The organism is Rhizobium sp. Nf11,1, assembly GCF_050587665.1.
GTDB lineage: Bacteria > Pseudomonadota > Alphaproteobacteria > Rhizobiales > Rhizobiaceae > Rhizobium.
In genome coordinates this window covers 57109-78816 of record NZ_JBOBHU010000010.1, presented here as the reverse complement: position 1 = coordinate 78816, position 21708 = coordinate 57109, and the positions used below count along the sequence as shown (strand labels likewise).

Annotated in this window: 21 protein-coding genes; 11 read left to right on the top strand and 10 right to left on the bottom strand. The window is 60.8% G+C overall.

Translation table 11 applies throughout. From position 1 onward, the window contains the following. Positions 1-108: 108 nt before the first annotated feature. A complete protein-coding gene (locus ACQ7C1_RS16450; RefSeq protein WP_430959039.1) occupies positions 109-1089 on the bottom strand; it encodes an ABC transporter permease in 981 nt (326 codons plus the stop codon). Positions 1090-1301: 212 nt separating this feature from the next. Here ACQ7C1_RS16450 and ACQ7C1_RS16445 point away from each other — a divergent pair, with 212 nt between their 5' ends. The 4 genes from ACQ7C1_RS16445 (at position 1302) to ACQ7C1_RS16430 (ending at position 5572) form a co-directional block, all read left to right on the top strand. After that, positions 1302-2111, top strand: a complete 810-nt coding sequence (locus ACQ7C1_RS16445) for a transketolase (protein WP_097601479.1) — start codon at positions 1302-1304, stop codon at positions 2109-2111. After that, positions 2111-3067 (top strand): transketolase family protein, encoded by a 957-nt coding sequence (locus ACQ7C1_RS16440; protein WP_430959038.1) that lies wholly within the window; start codon positions 2111-2113, stop codon positions 3065-3067. Before ACQ7C1_RS16445 ends, ACQ7C1_RS16440 begins: the two co-directional genes overlap by 1 nt. A gap of 66 nt (positions 3068-3133) precedes the next feature. Next, a complete protein-coding gene (locus ACQ7C1_RS16435) occupies positions 3134-4600 on the top strand; it encodes an FGGY family carbohydrate kinase (RefSeq protein WP_430959037.1) in 1467 nt (488 codons plus the stop codon). Positions 4601-4621: 21 nt separating this feature from the next. Continuing rightward, positions 4622-5572 (top strand): sugar-binding transcriptional regulator, encoded by a 951-nt coding sequence (locus ACQ7C1_RS16430; protein WP_097601482.1) that lies wholly within the window; start codon positions 4622-4624, stop codon positions 5570-5572. 395 nt (positions 5573-5967) lie between these two features. Here the strand turns inward: ACQ7C1_RS16430 and ACQ7C1_RS16425 are convergent, their stop codons facing one another. Genes ACQ7C1_RS16425 through ACQ7C1_RS16415 form a run of 3 tightly spaced genes read right to left on the bottom strand, consistent with a single transcriptional unit; the run spans position 5968 to position 8927 of the window. Further along, a complete protein-coding gene (locus tag ACQ7C1_RS16425; protein WP_430959036.1) occupies positions 5968-6720 on the bottom strand; it encodes an ABC transporter ATP-binding protein in 753 nt (250 codons plus the stop codon). Then, positions 6714-7784 carry a FecCD family ABC transporter permease gene (locus tag ACQ7C1_RS16420; RefSeq protein ID WP_430959035.1) on the bottom strand — a complete coding sequence of 357 codons (1071 nt, stop codon included), beginning with the start codon at positions 7782-7784 and terminating at the stop codon, positions 6714-6716. The genes ACQ7C1_RS16425 and ACQ7C1_RS16420 overlap by 7 nt, the downstream gene beginning before the upstream one ends. A 6-nt stretch (positions 7785-7790) precedes the next feature. Next, positions 7791-8927: an ABC transporter substrate-binding protein gene (locus ACQ7C1_RS16415; RefSeq protein ID WP_430959034.1), complete on the bottom strand. Its 1137-nt coding sequence runs from the start codon at positions 8925-8927 to the stop codon at positions 7791-7793. Positions 8928-9041: 114 nt separating this feature from the next. On the opposite strand from ACQ7C1_RS16415, the gene ACQ7C1_RS16410 reads away from it, so the two are divergent. After that, positions 9042-9827: a class I SAM-dependent methyltransferase gene (locus ACQ7C1_RS16410; protein ID WP_430959033.1), complete on the top strand. Its 786-nt coding sequence runs from the start codon at positions 9042-9044 to the stop codon at positions 9825-9827. Between the two features lie 367 nt (positions 9828-10194). Here ACQ7C1_RS16410 and moaA read toward each other — a convergent pair whose 3' ends face one another. After that, positions 10195-11241, bottom strand: a complete 1047-nt coding sequence (gene moaA / locus ACQ7C1_RS16405) for a GTP 3',8-cyclase MoaA (RefSeq protein ID WP_430959032.1) — start codon at positions 11239-11241, stop codon at positions 10195-10197. Between the two features lie 183 nt (positions 11242-11424). Between moaA and ACQ7C1_RS16400 the strand changes: the two genes are divergently transcribed. Both ACQ7C1_RS16400 and ACQ7C1_RS16395 read left to right on the top strand, forming a co-directional pair. Further along, complete coding sequence (locus ACQ7C1_RS16400) at positions 11425-11799, top strand: gamma-butyrobetaine hydroxylase-like domain-containing protein (RefSeq protein ID WP_020921463.1); 375 nt, start codon at positions 11425-11427, stop codon at positions 11797-11799. A 28-nt stretch (positions 11800-11827) separates the two neighbouring features. After that, entirely contained in the window at positions 11828-13018 is a 1191-nt protein-coding gene (locus ACQ7C1_RS16395) for a low temperature requirement protein A (protein WP_430959031.1), read from the top strand. A gap of 102 nt (positions 13019-13120) precedes the next feature. Here the strand turns inward: ACQ7C1_RS16395 and ACQ7C1_RS16390 are convergent, their stop codons facing one another. Beyond that, positions 13121-13588: a MarR family winged helix-turn-helix transcriptional regulator gene (locus tag ACQ7C1_RS16390; RefSeq protein ID WP_430959030.1), complete on the bottom strand. Its 468-nt coding sequence runs from the start codon at positions 13586-13588 to the stop codon at positions 13121-13123. A gap of 47 nt (positions 13589-13635) precedes the next feature. Between ACQ7C1_RS16390 and ACQ7C1_RS16385 the strand changes: the two genes are divergently transcribed. Further along, positions 13636-14610, top strand: coding sequence for an alpha/beta hydrolase (locus ACQ7C1_RS16385; RefSeq protein WP_430959029.1), 975 nt, complete (start codon positions 13636-13638; stop codon positions 14608-14610). Positions 14611-14646: 36 nt separating this feature from the next. After that, positions 14647-15258, top strand: coding sequence for a pyridoxamine 5'-phosphate oxidase family protein (locus ACQ7C1_RS16380; protein ID WP_221112528.1), 612 nt, complete (start codon positions 14647-14649; stop codon positions 15256-15258). A 190-nt stretch (positions 15259-15448) separates the two neighbouring features. Here the strand turns inward: ACQ7C1_RS16380 and ACQ7C1_RS16375 are convergent, their stop codons facing one another. The 3 genes from ACQ7C1_RS16375 to ACQ7C1_RS16365 form a co-directional block, all read right to left on the bottom strand. Next, complete coding sequence (locus tag ACQ7C1_RS16375; protein WP_085778392.1) at positions 15449-16516, bottom strand: GGDEF domain-containing protein; 1068 nt, start codon at positions 16514-16516, stop codon at positions 15449-15451. 223 nt (positions 16517-16739) lie between these two features. Beyond that, positions 16740-16922, bottom strand: a complete 183-nt coding sequence (locus ACQ7C1_RS16370; RefSeq protein ID WP_430959028.1) for a hypothetical protein — start codon at positions 16920-16922, stop codon at positions 16740-16742. A gap of 205 nt (positions 16923-17127) precedes the next feature. Continuing rightward, positions 17128-18735, bottom strand: a complete 1608-nt coding sequence (locus tag ACQ7C1_RS16365) for a fumarate hydratase (RefSeq protein ID WP_183700137.1) — start codon at positions 18733-18735, stop codon at positions 17128-17130. A 248-nt stretch (positions 18736-18983) separates the two neighbouring features. Between ACQ7C1_RS16365 and ACQ7C1_RS16360 the strand changes: the two genes are divergently transcribed. Beyond that, the gene (locus tag ACQ7C1_RS16360; protein WP_183700139.1) at positions 18984-19811 is read left to right on the top strand and encodes an Ig-like domain-containing protein; all 828 of its coding nucleotides are present in this window, start codon (positions 18984-18986) and stop codon (positions 19809-19811) included. A 176-nt stretch (positions 19812-19987) separates the two neighbouring features. Here ACQ7C1_RS16360 and fumC read toward each other — a convergent pair whose 3' ends face one another. Then, complete coding sequence (fumC, locus tag ACQ7C1_RS16355) at positions 19988-21379, bottom strand: class II fumarate hydratase (RefSeq protein ID WP_430959027.1); 1392 nt, start codon at positions 21377-21379, stop codon at positions 19988-19990. On the opposite strand from fumC, the gene ACQ7C1_RS16350 reads away from it, so the two are divergent. Continuing rightward, positions 21378-21707: a hypothetical protein gene (locus tag ACQ7C1_RS16350; protein ID WP_183700460.1), complete on the top strand. Its 330-nt coding sequence runs from the start codon at positions 21378-21380 to the stop codon at positions 21705-21707. The two genes, fumC and ACQ7C1_RS16350, sit on opposite strands and share 2 nt — an antisense overlap. The last annotated feature ends 1 nt before the right edge of the window (position 21708 follow it).

Here is a 21708-nt window from a genome sequence, read left to right as displayed (position 1 = left end):
CTCCGTTGTTAATGGCACCCTCGGGTATGTCCTCCCCCTCGGGTTATTGATCCGCCCCGATCTTTCAGGGCGGAATTCCGGGTCCGCCAAAGCGGCGGAGCCTGCTCGTCAGGCTCGACGCCGACGAATGGTTTCAGCGCCGACCGCAAGCACGATGACGATGCCGATGATCACCTGCTGAAGAAACGGTGAGACGTTGAGAAGATTGAGACCGTTGCGCAGCACTCCGATGATGAGAACGCCGATCAGAGTTCCTCCGATGCCGCCCGCACCGCCGGAGAGCGAAGTCCCGCCGATGACAACTGCGGCGATGGTGTCGAGCTCATAGCCGAGGCCGCTGGAGGGCTGGACGGAATCCAGACGGGCGGCGAGCACCACGCCTGCAAGTCCCGCAAGGACCGCACTCACGACATAGACGCTGATCGTTACGAGCGGGACGTTGATGCCGGCCAGGCGCGCGACTTCGGGGTTTCCGCCCACCGCATAGAGCATGCGACCTTCGGACCGGAAGTGCAGGAAAAGCCATGCCGCCAGAACAACCGCAAGCATAAGAAAGACTGTGGCAGTCATGACGCCAAAGTGGCGATCGATCGCCAGCATCATGAACCAGTCGGGGAAGCCGACGATTTGCTGGCCGTCGGTGATCATGTTGGCAACGCCGCGGGCCGCCGACATCATTGCCAGAGTGGCGATAAAGGCCGGAACCCTGAACTGCGTCACCAGAAGTCCAACGATCAGTCCGCAAACAGCCGAGGCGACCAGCGCAAAGGCGATGCCGACGGGCAGGGGCAGGCCGGCGACGTTTGCGGTCCAGCCCATGACCATCATCGCCAGGGCGAGCGCCGAGCCGACGGAGAGATCGATGCCGCCAATCAGGATGACGAAAGTCATGCCGACCGCCATAATGCCGAGAACGGTGATCTGGTCGAGAATGTTCAGGCCGTTTCGAACCGACAGAAACGTGTCCGTGCTGAAGCTCAGAAAGATGCATAGCGCGAGCAGACCCACGAGCGGGCCGGTAGCTCCCTTGAGCTTGCCCAGCCACGCACCGGACGAAAGCCTGTGTTCATTGATATCGAGCGCCACCATTGCTCCTCCCTATGCTTTAGGCCTGTATCCGTTATTCGTTCAGTGCAGAATAAATATTCATGCCTGCTGGAAAATTCATTAACAACTTGCTTTCCGGCTGTCAATAACATTTCCGGTGATGTACTCTCTCGAGAGCTTCGCCAGAGGGGTTGACTAATCGATCTGTTGTGCAAAAATATTGGTGACTGAATATTTATGCACATGAGGAGCCCATGGATACGACAGAACTCGAGCGCATCGCCCGCGAAATCCGATTGCGCGATCTCCAGGCGGTTTTTGAAGCTGGCGCCGGCCATATTGGTGGAGAGATGTCGGTCATCGACATTTTGACCGCCCTCTATTTTCGTGTGCTGAATGTCTGGCCTGATCAGCCCAAACACCCCAACCGCGACAGGTTCGTGCTTTCAAAGGGGCATACGGCTTGCGCTCTCTACGTGACGCTCGCAAAACGCGGCTTCATTCCGGAAGAGGAGATTTCCACCTTCTTGCAGCCGCATTCGAGGCTGAACGGACATCCGAATTGCAATAAGGTTCCTGGCGTCGAGACGAACACGGGGCCGCTCGGCCACGGTCTTCCGGTCGCAGTCGGAATGGCGAAGGCCGCCAAACTCTCGGGCGGGAAGTTTCACACCTACGTCGTCACCGGAGACGGTGAGATGCAGGAGGGGTCCAACTGGGAAGCGATCATGGCGGCCGCCCAGTTCAAGCTCGATAATCTGACGCTGGTCATCGATCACAACAGGTTCCAGCAGGGAGCTGCACTCGCCGAAACCAATGATCTCGCCCCTCTTCGTCCGAAGCTTGAAGCCTTCGATTGGGAAGTCACCGAAATCAATGGGAACAAGATGAGCGAAGTCGTTCCTGCTCTCGAACACCGGGGATCAAGGCCACATTGCATCGTCGCCCACACCAACAAGGGCCATGGAATCTCGTTCATGCAGGACCGGGTCGAGTGGCACCACAAGGTTCCGAGTAGGGAACAATACGAAATCGCATTGGCAGAATTGTCGGAGGCACTGTGATGAACGCGCCAGTAAACCCACCCAAGCTTCACGATTGCCGCGACGCATTCGCCTCCACGCTCGAGCGGCTGGCTGCCGAAAACGAAACGATCGTTGCCGTCTGCAATGATTCCGTCGGTTCCTCTAAGCTCGGCGGCTTCAAGTCGAGGTTTCCGGAGCGCCTCGTCAATGTCGGCATCGCGGAGCAGAACATGGTCGGCGTCGGTGCAGGGCTTGCCAATGGCGGACGGCTGCCCTTCGTGTGCGGCGCTGCTCCGTTTCTCACGGGCCGGTCGCTGGAGCAGATCAAGGCCGACATTTCCTACTCGAACGCCAACGTCAAGCTGGTCGGCATTTCGTCCGGAATGGCATATGGCGAACTCGGTCCGACTCATCACTCGATCGAAGACTTCGCCTGGACGCGCGTCCTGCCCAATCTCCCGGTCATCGCGCCCTGCGACCGGATCGAAACCGCCGCTGCCGTTGCCTGGGCGGCAACCTACAGCGGGCCCTGCTTCCTGCGTCTGTCACGGGTCGGTGTGCCTGACCTTCTTCCGGAAGGGCATACGTTCGAACTGGGCAAGGCTAATCTCCTTCGCCAGGGTTCCCAAGTCACTCTGATCGCCAATGGGACATTGACGCATCGCATCGTGAAGGCTGCCGAGATTCTTGCAGACCGTGGCATCGATGCCAGGGTGCTCAATCTCGCAACGGTTCGTCCCATAGACGAGGAGGCCATCATCGCCGCCGCCAGGGAAACCGGAGCGATCGTCACGGCCGAAGAGCACTCAATCTTTGGCGGGCTCGGCTCCGCGGTGGCCGAAGTGGTGGTCGACCATGCTCCAGTGCCGATGAAGCGTCTCGGGGTTCCCGGCGTCTACGCCCCGACCGGTTCAGCGGAGTTCCTGCTCGACGAATTCGGGATGGCGCCGTCCGCAATCGCCGACGCCGCGCAGTCGCTGATCGAGCGCAAGTAATTGGGATCACGTGACCGGCCGGAGCGCATTTTTTGCCGCGGCGTCACCTGATCCGGGGAGGATAGAATGCGGGCAATTCTGGCAATCGACCAGGGCACGACCAATTCAAAGGCAGTTCTCGTTTCCGAAAAGGGAGAGATCGTCGGCAGAGGTTCGGCTCCTGTCGGCATCTCCTATCCGAAGCCGGGGTGGGTCGAACAGGACCCGCGCCGGCTCTACGCATCGGTCTGCGAAGCGGTCGATGCCTGCCTGAAGACCGGCCTTGATGTGGTTATCGAGGCCGTGGCAATTTCCAACCAGCGCGAATCCGTCACCGCCTGGGATGCCGATACCGGAGATGCGCTTGGGCCGGTGGTCAGCTGGCAGTGCCGCCGGACGGCGCAGGATTGTGAACGTCTGAATGCCGAAGGCCACCTTGACCGGGTGCAGGCGCTGACCGGCCTGCCATTGGATCCGATGTTCCCCGGTTCGAAATTCCGCTGGTTGCTCGACCGTATTCCGGCCGGACGATCGGTGCGGCTGGGAACGATCGACAGCTGGCTCGTCCACTGCCTGACAGGCGGGCGCCGGCATGCCTGCGATGCTTCCAATGCCGCCAGGAGCCAGCTGTTCGATCTCAGGGAGCAGAGATGGAGCGAGGAGCTCGGCGGGATATTCGGCGTCGATATCGCGCTGCTGCCCGAGGTGCTCGACAGCTCCGCCGATTTCGGCAGAACCCAAGGATTGCCGGGAGTGCCTGACGGCACGCCCATCATGGCCGCGATCGGCGACAGCCACGCTGCCCTCTTCGGTCACGGAGCCTTCAAGCCGGGCGACGGCAAGGTGACCTTCGGGACGGGCTCCTCGGTCATGACGACGCTCTCGCACTTCATTCCCCCACGCAACGGCGTCACGACAACAGTCGCATGGCGTCTCGGGGGAAAGCCGACATTTGCTTTCGAAGGCAATATTCTCGTTTGCGCCGCCAGTCTCCCCTGGATGGCCGATATTCTCGGCCTTGAGGATGTTGCGGCCCTCGTCGACCTTGCGGCGAGCGCCGAGCCGGGCGGACCCGGCTTCGTACCGGCATTCGTTGGACTGGGGGCGCCTTACTGGAATGCCGATGCCCGCGCCCTGTTCTCCCAGATCAACTTCAACACGACTCGCGCGCAAATGGCCCGGTCGGTGACCGATTCCATCGCTTTCCAGGTGCATGACGTGATTGCTGCCATGCGAACGCAGAGCGGCGGCGAGCTGGGCGCGCTCTATGTGGATGGCGGACCGAGCCAGAACCGCTTCCTGATGCAATGTGTTTCGAACCTCATTGAACATCCGGTGATCCAATGCGAAGCACCCGAGGCCTCGGCTCTGGGCGCTGCCTATCTGGCGGGGCTGTCACTCGGCTTTTGGAGCGATCTCGACAGTGTCGCGGAACTGCCGCGGAACACGCAAACCATCGAGCCGCAACCCGTCGATCGCGGGGTGCTTCTCGATACCTGGAATGATGCGCTCGCCCGCTCGACGTCCCGCGAAACACAGGCTAAAGGTGAATAAAAATTCAATCTGGGATTAGCGATGACTCGCCTCAACGAACTCCGCCTCATTTCAAGGGTCGCCCAGATGTACCACATAGAGGGGCGGCGACAGGCGGAGATCGCAGAACACCTTCGACTGTCGCAGGCGACCGTGTCGCGCATGCTGAAGCGCGCCGAGGCCGAAGATATCGTGCGAACCAGCGTGATCCCTCCCGTCGGCACCTATAGCGAGCTTGAGGGCGCGCTTCGCGAGAAATACGGTCTGCCGGAGGCGATCGTCGTCGAGTGCACGGAAGATCGGGACGGGGCCATCATGGCCCGTATCGGAGAGGCAGCGGCTCATCTCTTGGAGGTGACGCTGGCGCCAGGGGAGATCATCGGCGTTTCGAGCTGGAGCCAGACCATCTTCAAGATGGTCGAGAACATCCATCCCCAGAAGAGCGCTCAGGCGAAATTCGTCGTCCAGACCCTTGGAGGCATGGGCGATCCTTCGGTGCAGACGCATGCGACGCAGCTGACCACGCGGCTTGCGCGGCTGACCGGCGCCGAACCGAAGCTGCTGCCCGTACAGGGCGTTACGACATCAAGGGAAGCAAAACTTCTGATGCAGGCCGACCCATTCGTGCGCGAGACGATGGACCTGTTCGGCAGCATAACGCTTGCGATCGTCGGCATCGGAGCCGTCGAACCGTCCGAACTTCTCGCGCGGTCCGGCAACATCTTTTCGTCCCGCGAGCTCTCCGATCTCGCGGAAGCGGGAGCTGTCGGCGATATTTCGCTTCGCTTCTTCGATAGGAACGGCAAGCCGGTGAAGACGCCGCTTGACGACCGGGTCATAGGGCTGCCGCTCGAGGATCTCGAACGGGTGGACCGGGTGATTGCTCTTGCCGGCGGGGCCAAAAAGACCGACGCGATCGCAGGCGCGCTCCGCGTCGGGGTCATCGACATGCTTGTGACCGACAAGTTTACCGCGCAGCGATTGATCGACTGAAGGGGTGGGGTGGAGTGCCCGCCTCGTCCTTCGAGGCTTCGCCCGATGGGCTGCGAGGCTCTCTTGGCGTGACGGCGTGCCGTGTGGCACCCCTCTGTCCTGCGGGACATCTCCCCCACAAGGAGGGAGATCGGCTGGGCGTGACGACTTCCCAAATAACGAAAGCAACGTGTTTGTCGCTGTCGAATGAGAGGGAGCGACGGTCAGGCCACTTGCCAATCTCCACCCTTGTGGGGGAGATGGCCGGCAGGACAGAGGGGGGTGCCACACGGCATGCCCATCCACTCTCATCCTGAAATTCACATCCGCGTCGCACAACCCCACTACACAGCAACGGCAACGTAGAAGGATGAGGCTCTCTTGGGTGTTGGCGCCTGAGGACAGGCTCCCTTAGGTCAATGCGCCGTTCCATCGACGATCACATGATCGTGGTCCAGCGAGCATTTCTCAATCCGGGCTTCGACCCTGTAGATCTCCCGCAGCATCTCGGCGGTAACGACCTCCCTCGGCGCGCCGCAGGCGCGCATGCGGCCACTAGCGATGACCAGCACCTTGTCGGCGAAGCGCAGTGCCTGGTTGAGGTCGTGGATGGCGATCAGTACGAGCATGCCCTTGGCGCGCGCCCGGCGGCGCATGAAATCGAGAACTTCAATCTGGCGGTGGAGGTCGAGGGCGCTGGTGGGTTCGTCCATCAGCATGATTTCGGGCTCGCGGACGAGCGCTTGGGCGATCGAGACGAGCTGGCGTTGGCCGCCAGAGAGGGCGCCGAGATCGCGGAAGGCGATGGGGGTGATATCGAGCGCTGCCATGATCTCGTCGATGTAACGCAGGTCGCTGTCGCCGACGGCCCAGGACTGGCCCTGCTTGCGGGCGAGCAGGATGGATTCGTAGACGGTCAGTACCGCATTGGCCGATGTATCCTGCGGCATGTAGCTGATGGCGTTTTTTGCCTTCGAGCCTTCGACGACGACATGGCCCGGGCCCTTGAGCAGGCCGGTGATGCGCTTGAAAAGCGTCGATTTACCGGCGGCGTTCGGGCCGATCACCGCGACAACCTCGCCCGATGTCATGACCGGCGTCGTCACGTCTTCGACGAAGAGCTTGCGGCCGTGATAGGCGCCGACCGATTGCAGTTGAAGCGCTACCATGACCGGCTCCTGTTCGAGAGGATGAGCGAGAAGAAGAAGGGCACGCCGACCAGCGCGGTGATGATGCCGATCGGGAAGACGACGCCCGGGATGATCGACTTCGAGACGATCGACGTCAGCGACAGCAGCAGAGCGCCCGAGAGGATCGAGCCCGGCAGGAAGAAGCGCTGGTCCTCGCCGAGGATCATGCGGGCGATGTGCGGCCCGACGAGGCCGACGAAGCCGATCGTGCCGACGAAGCTCACGGGGACCGCGGCAAGCAGCGAGACGACGAGCATGGTTTCCAGCCGGATGCGGCGGACATTGACGCCGAAGCTTGCGGCTTTGTCTTCGCCGAGGCGGATGGCGGTCAGCGCCCAGGCATTGCGGGCAAAGAGCGGCAGGGCTGCCAACAGGACGGCGAGCGTCACCCAGATCTTCGGCCACGTCGCCTTGGTGAGGCTGCCCATCGTCCAGAAGACGACGGCCGACAGCGCCTGTTCGGAGGCGAGATATTGCAGGAAGGCGAGGGCGGCATTGAAGGTGAAGACCAGGGCGATGCCGAGCAGCACCACCGTCTGCACCGAGACGCCGCGGGCCTGGGAGACGAAATGGATGAAGAGCGTGGCGATCAGCGCCATGACGAAGGCATTGACCGGCACCAGCAGGCCGGCCGCGACGGGCAGAAGCGGAACGCTGGTGACGATCGCCAGCGCCGCGCCGAAGCTTGCCGCCGCCGAAATGCCTAAGGTGAAGGGACTGGCGAGCGGATTGGCGAGGATCGTCTGCATCTGCGCGCCGGCGACGGAGAGCGAGGCGCCGACGACGATCGCCATGACGGCGACCGGCATGCGGATGTCCCAGACGACGGCGCGGATCTGATCGGAAACGGAGGCGGGGTCGAGGAGGGCGGACACGACCTCACCGAGGCTGTAGCGAGCCGGGCCCCAGGCGAGATCGACGGCGAAGGACAGGCAGAGCGCTGCAGTCATGGCGAATAGGATCAGCAGCTTGCGCCGGGCAAGCGCGCGATAGCGCTCCCGCCCGGCTTCGGCTTCGATCGATATGGCGGCGATCTCGGCCATCGCGGATTACTGTCCGGCCTTGGCGTCGACCCAGTAGCCCGGCTGATAGGCGACCGGCAGGAATTTCTCATGGAATTCCTTGAAGGTGGCATCCGGATCGAGATCGGCGAAGAGGTTCGGATGGAACCATTTGGCCAGCTGCTGGACGGCGACGAACTGGTAGGGGCTGGTGTAGAACTGATGCCAGATCGCGTGCACATTGCCGCCGGCCACCGCCTTGGAGCCGGTGAAGGCCGGGTTTTCCATCAGCGTGATCAGCGCCTTGCGGCTGTCGCCGAGGGTGGCTGCGGCATTCGGGCCGACATTGACGAAATCCTTGGCGTCCTTGGTCTGGCTCCAGTTGGAACCGGTGACGACGATGACCTCGGGATTGGAGGCGACGACCTGTTCGGCGTTGATGGAGCCGGTATAACCGGGCAGGAAATCGGAGCCGAGATTGTGGCCGCCGGCCAAATCGACCATCAGGCCGAAATTATCCGGGCCGAAGGTGCCGCAGCACTCCACCAAGCCGGCGGCGCGATACATGAAAACGTTCGGCTTCGGCGGGTTGGTGGCCTTCAGCCTGTCGGTCACGCGCGCCATCTGCTCCTTCCAATAGACGGCAACGGCTTCGGCGCGGTCCTCATGGCCGAAAAGCCTGCCGAGGATCTTCAGGCTCGGCTCGGTGTTGGCGAGAATATGCTCGCGGAAATCGATGTAGACGATCTTCACGCCGATGCCGGCGAGCATGTCTTCGAGCTTCACTTCGTCGGCGGCCGTCTTGTTGCCGATCGGCAGCAGCAGCACATCGGGATGAAGCTTGACGACAGTCTCGGTCTGCAGCGTGCCGTCGGTCAGGTTACCGAGGAAGGGCAGGTCCTTGCCCTTGGGAAACTTCTCGACATAGGCGTTGAAGCCATCCTTGTCGGTGGTCCAGAGATCGTTGCGCCAGCCGACGATCTTGGCGAAGGGGTCGTCCTTCTCGATCGGCGCGACGGCGTAGAGCATGCGGCCTTCCCCGAGGATCACACGCTCGACCGGCTTGTCGAAGCTCACTTCGCGGCCCGCCACATCCTTGACGGTGAAGGATTGGGCGACCGCCGAAAGCGGCATCAGGCTCGCAATCGCGGCAGCGGAAACTGCGAACATTTTCACGAAATTCATCTGGAAATTCCCCTGGCCTCTGAATAATGTCCGCAGGCATAAGAAATATGACTTTGTGAATCAAGTTATATGTTTTAGAGCATTTCCAAACTGATACGACCCGGGGTGCCTCCGATGAATTCCATGAACACGAACTACACGATCCGCGATGAAATCCGCGACTTCTGGTCGGAACGAGCGGCGACCTTCGACCAGAGCGTCGGCCACGAAATCTTTTCCGAAGCGGAGCGGAAGGGCTGGCGGCGCCTGATCCGAAAGCATCTCGGCGAGGGGCAGGGGCGCGCGGCCCTCGATCTCGCCTGCGGCACGGCCGTGATCTCGCATCTGATGAACGATGCCGGCTTCAATGTGACAGGGCTCGACTGGTCGGATGCGATGCTGGCGCAGGCGCGCGCCAAGGCGAAGAAGCGCCGCACCGATATCCGCTTCGTCTCCGGCGATGCCGAGAATACGTTGGAGCCGCGGAACAGCTATGACGTTATCACCAACCGGCATCTCGTCTGGACACTTGTGGACCCGGCTTCTGCCTTCAAGGAATGGTTCGCGGTGCTGAAACCGGGCGGCAAGGTGCTGATCCTCGACGGCAATATGGGCAAGGAAACGTGGGTCAAGGGCTTGCAGAAGCTCTGGACCAGGATTACCGGTAAGCCGGTAGCGAGCCACATGTCGCCTGAGATGATGGCGCGGCACCAGAGCATACGTTCACGCGTGCATTTCGCCAAGGAGATGCCGGCCGAAGCAGTGGTCGATCTTCTCCGTCAGGCTGGCTTTACGGACATCGTGGTCGACCGCAAGCTCGCGGATATTCACTGGGCGCAGGCGCGCAAGATGCCGTTCCTGCGGGGGTTGGAGCGCATGGTGCAGGAGCGGTTTGCGATTTGTGCGCGTAAGCCGGGGTGATTTGGGAGCGTGGCGTTGCGGCAATTTCCCTCGTCTCCCCAGTGGGGAGAAGATGCCCGGCAGGGCAAGGGACGCGACGAAGAGAGCGAGTGCGCTGAGCGTTAGCGGAGGGCAATACAGGGCGTGCCGTGTGGCCCCTCATCTGCCTGCCGGTATCTTCTTGCTGGGGAGAAGCGGAATCGCCGCAGCGCCTCGCGTCCTCTAGAACTTGGTTGTGGAATGGCGGTCGTGCCACCTGATCCCTTCTCCCCTCGGGGAAAAGATGCCGGCAGGCAGACGAGGGGGCTGCATGGCATGCCCTCTCTTCCCTCATTCCTGTGACGAGCACAGGAATGAGGGAGGGTGAGGTGGGCGTCTCGCCAACTTATCATCCCCCGGTGACACTCATATGCCGGGCGACCGCCGGTCTGTTATGCGTGCGGTCGATGATGAAGTCGTGGCCTTTCGGCTTGCGGGTGATGGCCTCGTCGATGGCGGCGTGGAGGAGGGCGTCGTCTTCGGTGGCGCGCAGTGCGGCGCGGAGATCGGCGGCGTCGTTCTGGCCGAGGCACATATAGAGCGTGCCGGTGCAGGTGAGCCGAACGCGGTTGCAGCTCTCGCAGAAATTATGGGTCATCGGCGTGATGAAGCCGAGGCGGCCGCCGGTCTCGGAAACCCTGACGTAACGCGCCGGGCCGCCGGTCTGGAAATCAATGTCAGTTAGCGTGAACTGACGTTCGAGGTCGGCGCGCAACTCTGAGAGCGGCAGGTATTGATCGGTACGGTCCTCTTCGATCTCGCCCATCGGCATGGTTTCGATGACGGTGAGGTCCATGCCGCGACCATGGGCGAAGCGCAGGAGATCGGGCATCTCGGCATCGTTGAAATTTTTCAGCGCCACGGCATTGAGCTTGATCTTGATACCAGCGTTCTGCGCCGCGTCGATGCCTTCCAGGACCTTGTCAAAATCGCCCCACCGGGTGATCTTGCGGAACTTGTCGGGATCGAGCGTATCGAGCGAGACGTTGATGCGGCGCACGCCGCAATCATAAAGCTCGGCGGCATGGCGGGAAAGCTGTGAGCCGTTGGTCGTCAGCGTCAACTCATCGAGACCGGAGCCGATCTTTTCGCCGAGCTTGCGCACGAGATACATGATGTTCTTGCGCACCAGCGGCTCGCCGCCGGTCAGCCTGATCTTGCTGACACCCTTTGCGATGAAGGCCGAACAGAGGCGGTCGAGCTCTTCGAGCGTCAAAAGATCCTTCTTCGGCAGGAAGGTCATATTCTCCGCCATGCAATAGGTGCAGCGGAAGTCGCAGCGGTCGGTGACGGAGACGCGGAGATAGGTGACCGCCCGGCCGAAAGGGTCGATCATCGGATGCGCATCTGCCGTGAGCGGCGATGCGTTGCCTATCGTTCCGACTCTCTTATTCACCAATTCCTCCGCGGCGGGGATTTGAAGCGCGCCGAGCGGGATGGGCCCCGTTTTCAAGCGACATCTTTCTATTTGTGCATATGTGATTGCCCCGTCAAGGGAAACGGATTTCGCACACGCCAATTTGCGCTTGCCTCGAAAAAGCCGAACGCCTACTTCTCCAAGGGAAAGAGGGTGATAGAGATGAGCGATATCTGGCCGAGCGAACTTCGCGTTTCTAAGGACCGGCAGCGGCTGGTGGTGACCTTCAACGACGGCCAGAGCTTCGATCTTTCGGCCGAACTCCTGCGCGTTCTGTCACCGTCGGCCGAGGTGCAGGGCCACGGGCCGGGACAGAAGGTGACGGTGCCGGGCAAACGCAATGTCGCGATCGTCTCGATGACGCCGACCGGCAATTATGCGGTCCGAATCGGTTTCGATGATATGCACGATACCGGCATCTACACCTGGACCTACCTGCGCGAACTGGGCGAACGGGGGGCGGAGCTGTTTTCGGCCTATGAGGACGAACTCCGGGAAAAGGGCATGAACCGCGACACGGCGGAAAAGCCGCGCTGAATCTCAATATATTGCCATCGGGGGACACATGGCGAAAGCGAATCGAAAGAACTGGCTGCGCGCCAAAGGCAGCGCCGCCGGCAGCAAGGTGACCTTCCTCGAACTGTTCTTCGATCTGGTCTTCGTCTTTTCGATCTCGCAGCTTTCGCATGCGCTTGCCGCCCATTATACGCCTCTCGGCGCTGCCGAAGCGGCAGTGATGACCTTCGCCGTCTGGTGGGTGTGGATATTCACCGCGTGGGTGACGAACTGGCTCGATCCCGACAAGATGCCGGTGCGCGGCATGCTGGTCGTGCTGATGATGCTGGGCCTAGTGCTTTCCGCCTCCATCCCCGAGGCCTTCGGCGACAAGGGACTGCTTTTTGCCGGCGCCTATGTGACGATGCAGGTCGGCCGCTCGCTGTTTGCCACCTATGCGATGACGCGTGTCGACCGGGCCAATACGCTGAATTTCGCGCGCATCACAAGCTGGCTTGCGGTCGCCGCCGTCTTCTGGATCGCCGGCGGGCTCTTGGAGCATGAAGCCCGGCTTATCGCATGGCTGATAGCACTTGCGATCGAATATGCCGGGCCAGCCGCGGGCTTTGCGGTGCCTGGGCTTGGCCGATCGAGGCCTGGCGACTGGGACGTTTCCGGCGCGCACATGGCTGAGCGCTGCGCGCTCTTCGTCATCATCTGCCTCGGAGAGGCGATTCTCGTTTCAGGCCGCACCTTTTCCGAGCTGGCGATTTCGGGTCTGACCAGCCTGATCTTCGTGACTGCCTTTATCGGCACGGTCGCCATGTGGTGGCTCTATTTCCGCTTCGGCCACGGGCGCGCCGCTCATCGCATCGAGCATGAGGAGACGCCGGGGGCTCTGGCGCGGCAGGCTTTCACCTACGCGCATATCCCGATCCTGGCCGGCATCATCGTGCATGCGGTGGCGGTCGAATTCATGTTCTCGCATCCGCACGAGACGGGTGACTTCGGCGTCGCGGCGGCGGTGCTCGGCGGCTCCGGTCTGTTCCTCGCCGGCAATCTCTGGTTCAAGGGCGCGACCAGCGGGCAGATGCCACTGTCGCATCTTGCCGGCCTCGTGTTGGTGATCCTGCTAGCTTTCGCAGCGCCCTTCCTCGAGGTCTATCTGCTCGGCATCCTGGCGACGCTAGTGCTGATCATCGTCGCTGCCTGGGAATATCGCTCGCTGAGCGGCACATCGACGGCGCCGTCGCTGCATTGAACCTCAAGCGCCTCGCCTCGAACTTGGTTCATGCGAGGCGCTTGAGGGTCTTTTATGCATGTCGTCCTTCTAAAACCGCTGCCCACTTTTGGGCGACATGCATCAGTCATCGTCGCGCAGATCTTTCAGCAGCACGGTGATGATGCGCTCCATCGAGGTGGCCGTCGCCATGCATTGTTCGATCGGCTCCTCAGAGAGGGTGCGTTCGATGAGATCGGTCTGGATCGCCATCGCCGCCTCGGTCACTTTGCGGCCTTCGCCGGTGAGATAAAGGCGCAGCACCCGCTTGTCGCGATCGTCGCCGCGCCGCTCGATCAGACCCCGTTGCTCCATCTGCGGCAGCAGCATGCTCATATTGGAGCGGCCGACGAGGAGCTTGCGCGCCAGTTCCTGCTGCGAAATGGCCTCGAAACGGTAGAGATTGACCAGAATATCGAGGTGTGGCGGCTTGATATCGAGATCGGCAAGCGAGCGGGTCAGGGACTGCTGCATCAGCTGGCAGGCGCGCGCCACCGCGATCCAGCTGCGAAAACGCGGATGATCCCAGGGCAGGGATTGATTTTTGTTCATCGTTGTACTTTATTGTTCAGTGTTGAACAGTCTTTTGGATTCCCACTATGGCAAATTTCGCGCTTGAGGTCACCCGCCTCGGATTTCGGGTTCTGCAGGCGATATCGCCGCGGCTGGCGGGCAGGGCGGCATTCATGCTGTTCTGCCGCACACCATCGCCGCGGCCGAAGGGAGAGAAGGCAAAGACGGCACATGCGGCTGGTGCGGCGCGGCTTGCCGGCGCGGAACGCTTTGTCCTCAGGCTCGCGGGCGGCACCAAAGCGCATGCCTATCGCCTCAACGGCGGAGCGATCGGTCAGCGCAAGCGCTACCTCGTCACGCATGGCTGGGGCTCGAGCGCCGTCTACATGGCAGATCTCGTCTCGATGCTGGCGGCGACAGGTGCCGAGGTGGTGGCGCTCGATTTTCCCGGCCATGGGCACGCGGGTGGCCGTTTCCTGCATATGGGGCTTGCGGTCCAGGCGATCGCGGCAGCAGGGGAGCGCTTCGGTGCATTCGACGCGGCGATTGGCCATTCCTTCGGGGGCGCGGCGCTGATGGTCTCGGCGGCGGGCCTGATCCCGGATGCTGCGCCCGTTACCGGGGAGCTACTGGTGCTGATCGGCGCGCCGAGCGAGATGGCCTGGCTTTTCACTGATTTCGGACGGATGATCGGGCTTCGCGCCGCCGCGCAGGCTGCGTTGGAGAATGAGGTTCATCGTGTCACTGGGCGAAGACTCGGAGATTTCGACGCCAACAATACGGCGGGCTCGACCGGCCGGTCGGTCCTGGTGATCCACGCCGAGGACGACAAGGAAGTGCCAGCGGCCCATGCCCGGCGTTACGGCGCGGCGAGTAAGAGAGTGCGGCTGTTCTGGGCGAAAGGTTTCGGCCATCGGCGCATCATCGGCGCGCCTCCGGTGCTCGGCGCGATCGCGGCCTTTCTCGCAGGCGGCGCGGACGAGGGAACCGACGAAAGCATCAAAAAAGATGCGGAGATCATTCCGCTATTTGAGCTTCCGGCGAGACGCGCGGCATTGTAGCGTCCGTGGCAAAGATCAGCCGCGGCGGGACGCTTCATGAAAATCATCAGCAGCATCGAAGAGCTCAATACCATCTATGGCGCCGGCCTATCACAGGCTTCGGTCGACAAGGTGACCAAGCGGTTGACGCCGCTTTACCGTCAGATGATCGAAATCTCGCCGTTTGCGGCGCTTGCGACCGTCGGGCCGGAAGGGCTTGATTGTTCGCCACGTGGCGATCTCGGCGGCGTAGTGCGCGTCGTCGACGACGAGACGCTGTATCTGCCGGATTGGCGCGGCAACAACCGTGTGGATTCGCTCTCCAATATCGTACGTGATCCCAGGCTCGCACTGATGTTTCTGATCCCCGGCTCCAACACCACGATGCGCATCAACGGCCGCGGCGTCGTCTCGAACGACGAGGCGCTCCTTTCGAGTTTCGAGATGGACGGCAAACATCCGCGCACCGTCATCGTCATTTCGATCGACGAGGTCTATTTCCAGTGTGCGCGCGCCGTGATACGCGCCGAACTCTGGAATGCCGGGCATTTTACCGATCCGGCGAGCTTGCCGACGCCGGGCCAGATGCTGAAGGCTGCCGTCAGCGATTTCGATCAGGAAACCTACGACCGGGAATGGCCGGGACGGGCGGCGAAGACGATGTGGTGAACCGCTGTCATCTCATTGTGACGGGGCAATTTTGACAGAGTTCGCCCTTTACTCGATGTTATCCTCGGCCTTGTGCTGCCTTGTGCCGAGGATCTGCTGCACCGGCGGCAGATGCTAGGGCCAACCCGAGCACGACGAAAGAAGGGTTGTCACCTTGTGGCGACAGCGTGCTTATCATGGGGGTTCCGCGTCAGGCCTTGTAGATCAGCCAGCTCTTGCTGAAGTCCTTCTGCATGCCGTCCTGATAGAGGACGATACAGTTGCGGCCGGCGTTCTTAGCGCCGTAAAGGGCGATGTCGGTCTTGCTGTAAAGCTCGCCGGCATCCTCCGCATTCGAGGCCATGCAGATGCCGATCGAAACGGTGATCGGGCCGTAATTCACCCGCGTGCGGGAATTCTTGAACGGCGTAGTTTCCAGCGTGCGGCGGATGCGTTCGGCGATCGCCGTCACTTCCTCGGCTGTGTTGCCCTCGATGATCAGGGCAAATTCCTCGCCGCCGGCACGGGCGACGAAGACGTCTCGCCGGACATTGCTGCGGATGACGGAGGCGACGGTGGCGAGAATCTTGTCGCCGACGGGATGGCCGTAGGTGTCGTTTATCTTCTTGAAGTTGTCGATGTCGGCGAGCAGCAGGGCGGTTACCGGCCGCATGCCGGGATTGTTGAAGACCGCTGACAGCCGGTCATCGAAGGCGCGGCGGTTGGAAAGGCGCGTCAGTGAATCGGTGTTGGCGATGCGCTTGTATTCATCGAGTTCCTTGCGGACTTGGTCCATCTCCTGCGAGCGCTGGACGACGTCCTCGACGGTGCGTTCGCCATGCGCCATGGTATCGCCAGTCGCCTGGCTCAAAAGTTCGATAGCGCTTTCGATCAATTCGGCGCTGGCATTGCTCTTGGAGGTGATGCGCTTATGGGTCTCGCCGAGCAGCCTTGTATAGCTTTCGAGCGAACTTTGCTCCTGCCTCAGGATTCGCAGCAGGCCGTCGAGTTCGCCTGATATGCGCGTATGGGCATCGTCGAAGACGCGTGCGGGGCTGCTGGTGAAATACTGCGCGCCCAGCGCATCGAGTTCGGCCTGGGTCGCCTGGCTGCCGAGAGCTGCGAGTTCACGGGTGAGCGCCGGATTGGAGCCGATATAGGCCTCGTAGAAGAGTTCGTAATTGCGGGGTATCGGCGCGACGCCCATCGAGCGCATTGCGTAGGTGATCTGGCCCGCTACGTCGGGAACCTGCACCTTGGGCGCGACAGCCGTATTCATCCGGCAAACTCCTCATTTCTTCGAAGGCAATATTTATTTGTTAGCTTAAATTTCTTGGGAAAAGATTAAAGCGACATATACCAAAGATTACATATGAAAACTTCGCGGTCGGTCAGTACTTCAAGTACGTCTATGATTTTTCAAGGAAAAACGTATCCTTATCGGGACAGTGCATACCCGTTGCGCGGGAGGCGGTATTTAAAAAACTTACAGTTCTTTTCTCCTATCTTGTCGACAGCAAGTTTTGGTTGTTTCCTATTTCCGGAAGCAATGCGGAATGACAGTTCACCGCCAAACCCGACACCGCCAAAAAGCCAGGACGTAAGATCATGGAAAGCGGCCGCGCCATTTTTTCGCCATCCTCGTTTTCATCGTCTTCGCAGGCGGTGCCTTGCTGCTGGAGCATGCCCGTCTCTTTGCCGGCCGGCGCATTCCGGACGGAGATTCTGGCGCGGGTGGATGATGGAGATGTGATAAGCGCCGCAGATAATCAGTAAGCGCGCAAATATCGGAAGGTCGCGCCGTGCGGCGCCTTATCCGGCAGGCGGATGAGGGGCTTTACGGCAAGCCGTCAGCTTCCCCTTCACCTGACTTCAAAGACACACCAGACATCACCCCAAATTCAATTCCTGGAAGAAATCATTGCCCTTGTCGTCGATGACGATGAAGGCGGGAAAGTCTTCGACCTCGATCTTCCAGACCGCTTCCATGCCGAGCTCAGGATATTCCAACACTTCGACCTTGCGGATGCAGTCTTTGGCGAGGCGGGCGGCGGGGCCGCCGATCGAACCCAGGTAAAAGCCGCCATGTTTCTTGCATGCCTCGCGCACGGCGCGCGAGCGGTTGCCCTTGGCGAGCATCACCATCGAGCCGCCGAAGGACTGGAACTGGTCGACGTAGCTGTCCATGCGGCCGGCCGTCGTCGGGCCGAAGGAGCCGGAGGCATAACCGGCCGGCGTCTTGGCGGGGCCGGCATAATAGACCGGGTGATTTTTCAGGTAGTCGGGCATGCCTTCGCCCTTCTCCAGCCGTTCGCGGATCTTGGCATGGGCGAGGTCGCGGGCGACGATAATGGTGCCCGTCAGCGAAAGGCGCGTCTTGACGGGGTGCCTCGATAGTTCGGCGAGCACTTCGGCCATCGGCTTGTTGAGGTCGATATGCACGGTCGATTCCGACAGTTTCGCTTCGTCGATCTCCGGCATGTATTTCGACGGATCGGTTTCGAGCTGCTCGACAAAGATGCCATCGCGGGTGATCTTGCCCTTGGCTTGGCGGTCGGCGGAACAGGAGACGCCGAGGCCAATCGGCAGCGAGGCGCCGTGGCGGGGCAGGCGGATGACGCGCACGTCATGGCAGAAATACTTGCCGCCGAACTGAGCGCCGACGCCCATCTGCTGTGTCAGCTTGTGGATTTCCTTTTCCATTTCGGTGTCGCGGAAGGCATGGCCGCTCTCGGAGCCTTCGGTCGGCAGTTCGTCGAGATAACGGGTCGATGCAAGCTTGACGGTTTTCAGGTTCATCTCCGCCGAGGTGCCGCCGATGACGATCGCCAGATGATAGGGAGGACAGGCTGCCGTCCCCAACGTCAGGATCTTCTCCCTGAGGAAGTCGATCATCCGGTCGTGGGTCAAAAGCGAAGGCGTACCCTGATAGAGGAACGTCTTGTTGGCTGAACCGCCGCCCTTGGCGACGAAGAGAAAGTCGTAGGAGTCCGTGCCTTCCTCATAGATATCGATCTGCGCCGGCAGGTTATTCCTAGTGTTCTTCTCTTCGAACATCTTGATCGGCGCGAGCTGCGAATAACGCAGGTTCTTCTTTTCATAAGCGTCGAGCACGCCTCTCGAAAGCGCCGCCGCATCACCGCCCTCTGTCCAGACCCTGCGGCCCTTCTTGCCCATAATGATCGCCGTGCCGGTGTCCTGGCACATGGGCAGCACGCCGCCGGCGGCGATATTGGCGTTCTTCAGCAGATCATAGGCAACGAAACGATCGTTGTCGGTCGCTTCAGGATCGTCGAGGATGGCGGCAAGCTGCTTCAGATGGCCGGGGCGCAGGAGGTGGTTGATGTCGGCAAAGGCGGTTTCGGCAAGCAGCCGGATTCCCTCGGAATCAACCGTCAGGATTTCCTGGCCCTTGAAATTGTCGACCGAGACGTAATCGCTGCTGATCTTGCGATAGGGGGTGGCATCCTTGCCAAGCGGGAAGAGATCGTCAGCCATCCAAGTGACCTTTCTGGTGGGCGTGCGTCGCTAAAATTGGACCCGGTCTAAATCTGCTGCGAAGCAAATGCAATTAGGATGGGGCGGAGTCTGGAGCTGGGGCCATATCGTGCCACATTTTGCAACCTGCCCGGCACACGCAATAAGCGAGGCGAAAGCGAGATCTGTCGCGAAGCGGCCGACTTCAGGTTGCCTTCAGTTCAAGCCCGGTTCATATTCCCGGCAGCGTTAACCTGCCGGGGCTTCCAATGACAAATGCAAAGCCAACTGCTGTCGACGACCTTCTCGTTTTTTTCGAACATGACTGGATCAGGGGCGATCTGCTGCGCCTCGCCAGCGATCCCGAAGGAGCGGCCATGTATGTTCGCTTCGTCAATGGCGTCCGCATCGACGCCAAACATGGGCCTGACCACGAAACGATCATTGAGGGCAAGTACGGAACCTTCAAAGTGACACCTGACGGTCACTTCACATATGAGCTGGATTACACGCTCGACGTGGTGAAGAATTTGGGTAAGTCCGATCAGCTCATCGAAAAGCTGAATTACAAGATGTCCGATGGCTCCGGGGGCACGGATCTCGGCGTGCTGACCCTGGCGATCGACGGCGTCAACGAAGACGAAAAATACCACGAGGTCCTGGATTTCGATGATATGGGAGTCTTATCCAGGGCAGATGATTTCTCTCTTCCCAATTACCGTGGCTTTGCGCTCTCCGTGAACGGCAGCCACGACCTGACGCTTCTGAACGGCATCGTCTATGATACCATTCCGGGCGTCGACGCCATTACCGAGGACGGTTTCAGCGATACCGTTCTGTCGCCGGGTTCTGCGCCCGTAACCCTGAAGATGGTCGATGGCGGGGAGTTCACCTTACAGAGCGTTTCGATCGCCGAATTGTCGGCGTCGCCCTTTCACCTGACGCTCACAGCCTTGAGCGACGGCCAGATCGTCTATCAGCAGGAACTCGAGGTTACCGGGCCCAATCTCGAGGTCGATATCGAAGACATCGAAGAAATCCGCTTCGACTTCATGGGCAATTCGGTGGTGATGGACAATTTTTCGCTGTTGGTTTGAGGCTTGTCTGGTGTGCCGTGTGTGCCCGTCACCCTAACCCTCTCCCCGTAAAAACGGGGCGAGGGGACGTGCCCTGCGAGAGATTGGCGAGGGACGAAGGGGTTGCGGCTACCTCCCTTAGCCCCGCAAGCGGGAAGGTGCCGGCAGGCGGATGAGGGGCTGCGTATCGCGCCCTTTTACTTCGGCCCGATCATCGTTTCCGGGCGCACGATCGCGTCATACTCTTCCGACGTCACCAGGCGGCTGGCAAGCGCTTCTTCCTTCAGCGTCGTACCGTTCTTGTGCGCCGTTTTGGCGATCTTGGCGGCGGCGTCGTAGCCGATCTTGGGGGCGAGGGCGGTGACCAGCATCAGCGAGCGCTCGAGGCCGGCCTTGATATTGTCCTCGCGCGCCTCGATGCCGACAACGCAGTTGTCGGTGAAGGAGACGGCGGCGTCGGCAAGCAGTTGCACCGACTGCAGGAAATTATAGGCCATCATCGGATTGTAGACGTTGAGTTCGAAATGGCCCTGGCTATCGGCAAACGTCAGCGCGGCGTGGTTGCCGAAGATATGGATGCAAACCTGCGTCAATGCTTCGCACTGAGTCGGATTGACCTTGCCGGGCATGATCGACGAGCCTGGCTCGTTTTCCGGCAGTGCCAGTTCACCCAGGCCGGCGCGCGGGCCGGAGCCGAGCAGGCGGATATCGTTGGCGATCTTGAAGAGGGCGGCAGCCGCCGCATTGATGGCGCCATGCGAAAAGACCATGCTGTCATGCGAGGCAAGCGCCTCGAATTTGTTCGGCGCGCTGACGAAGGGCATGCCGGTGATATCTGCAATCTCTTCGGCGACTTTCTCAGCAAAGCCGACCGGCGCGTTGAGGCCGGTGCCGACGGCGGTGCCGCCCTGGGCCAGCTCGCAGAGGCCGGGCAGGGTCATTTCGATGCGCTTGATGGCCGAGCCGACCTGGGCGGCATAGCCGGAGAATTCCTGGCCGAGCGTCAGTGGTGTGGCATCCTGAGTATGGGTGCGGCCGATCTTGATGATGTGGCTGAACTCCGTGACCTTCATATCCAGGGCGGCATGCAGGTGCTTCAGCGACGGCAGCAGGTGATGGGCGATCCGTTCGGCGCAGGCGATGTGCATGGCCGTCGGATAGGTGTCGTTCGATGACTGGCTCATATTGACGTGATCGTTCGGATGCACCGGCTTCTTGGAACCCATGACGCCGCCGAGCATTTCTATGGCACGATTGGAGATCACCTCGTTGGCATTCATGTTGGACTGTGTGCCGGAACCGGTCTGCCAGACGACCAGTGGAAAGTGCTCGTCGAGCTTGCCGTCGATCACTTCCTGGGCGGCGTCGACGATGGCCTTGCCCAGCGCCGAATCGAGCTGGCCGAGCGACATGTTGGCGCGGGCGGCCGCCTGTTTCACGATGCCGAGCGCGCGGACGATCGACAGCGGCTGCTTTTCCCAGCCGATCTTGAAATTGCCGAGCGAACGCTCGGCCTGGGCGCCCCAATATCGGTCGGCGGCGACATCGATGGGGCCAAAAGTATCGGTTTCGGTGCGGGTTGCGGTCATGAGCCTTGCCTTCCTCTCGCATGCTGTTTTCTGGCATCTTCGAAAGATGTGGTCTTATAGGTTGGAAACCAGGGTAAGAAAACAGGATGCTGTCCGAAATATTGATACTCACAGTCATGTTTGCGCCGGCCGAGCGGCGTGCTTTTTCGGCCACGTTGGAAATTTTATGCATCGGCGCGTTTTTGCCGTACTGGTCCGGCGGCGAAAATTCGGTAAAAAATTAACTAATAATTTCATAATTTTGTGTGAACTGCTGTGCGGCGCCGCGCAGGATTTTTCTCACATGAAATTGAGTCCGCCAGCGCTGGCGGCGAAGGCCGGTTTCTGAT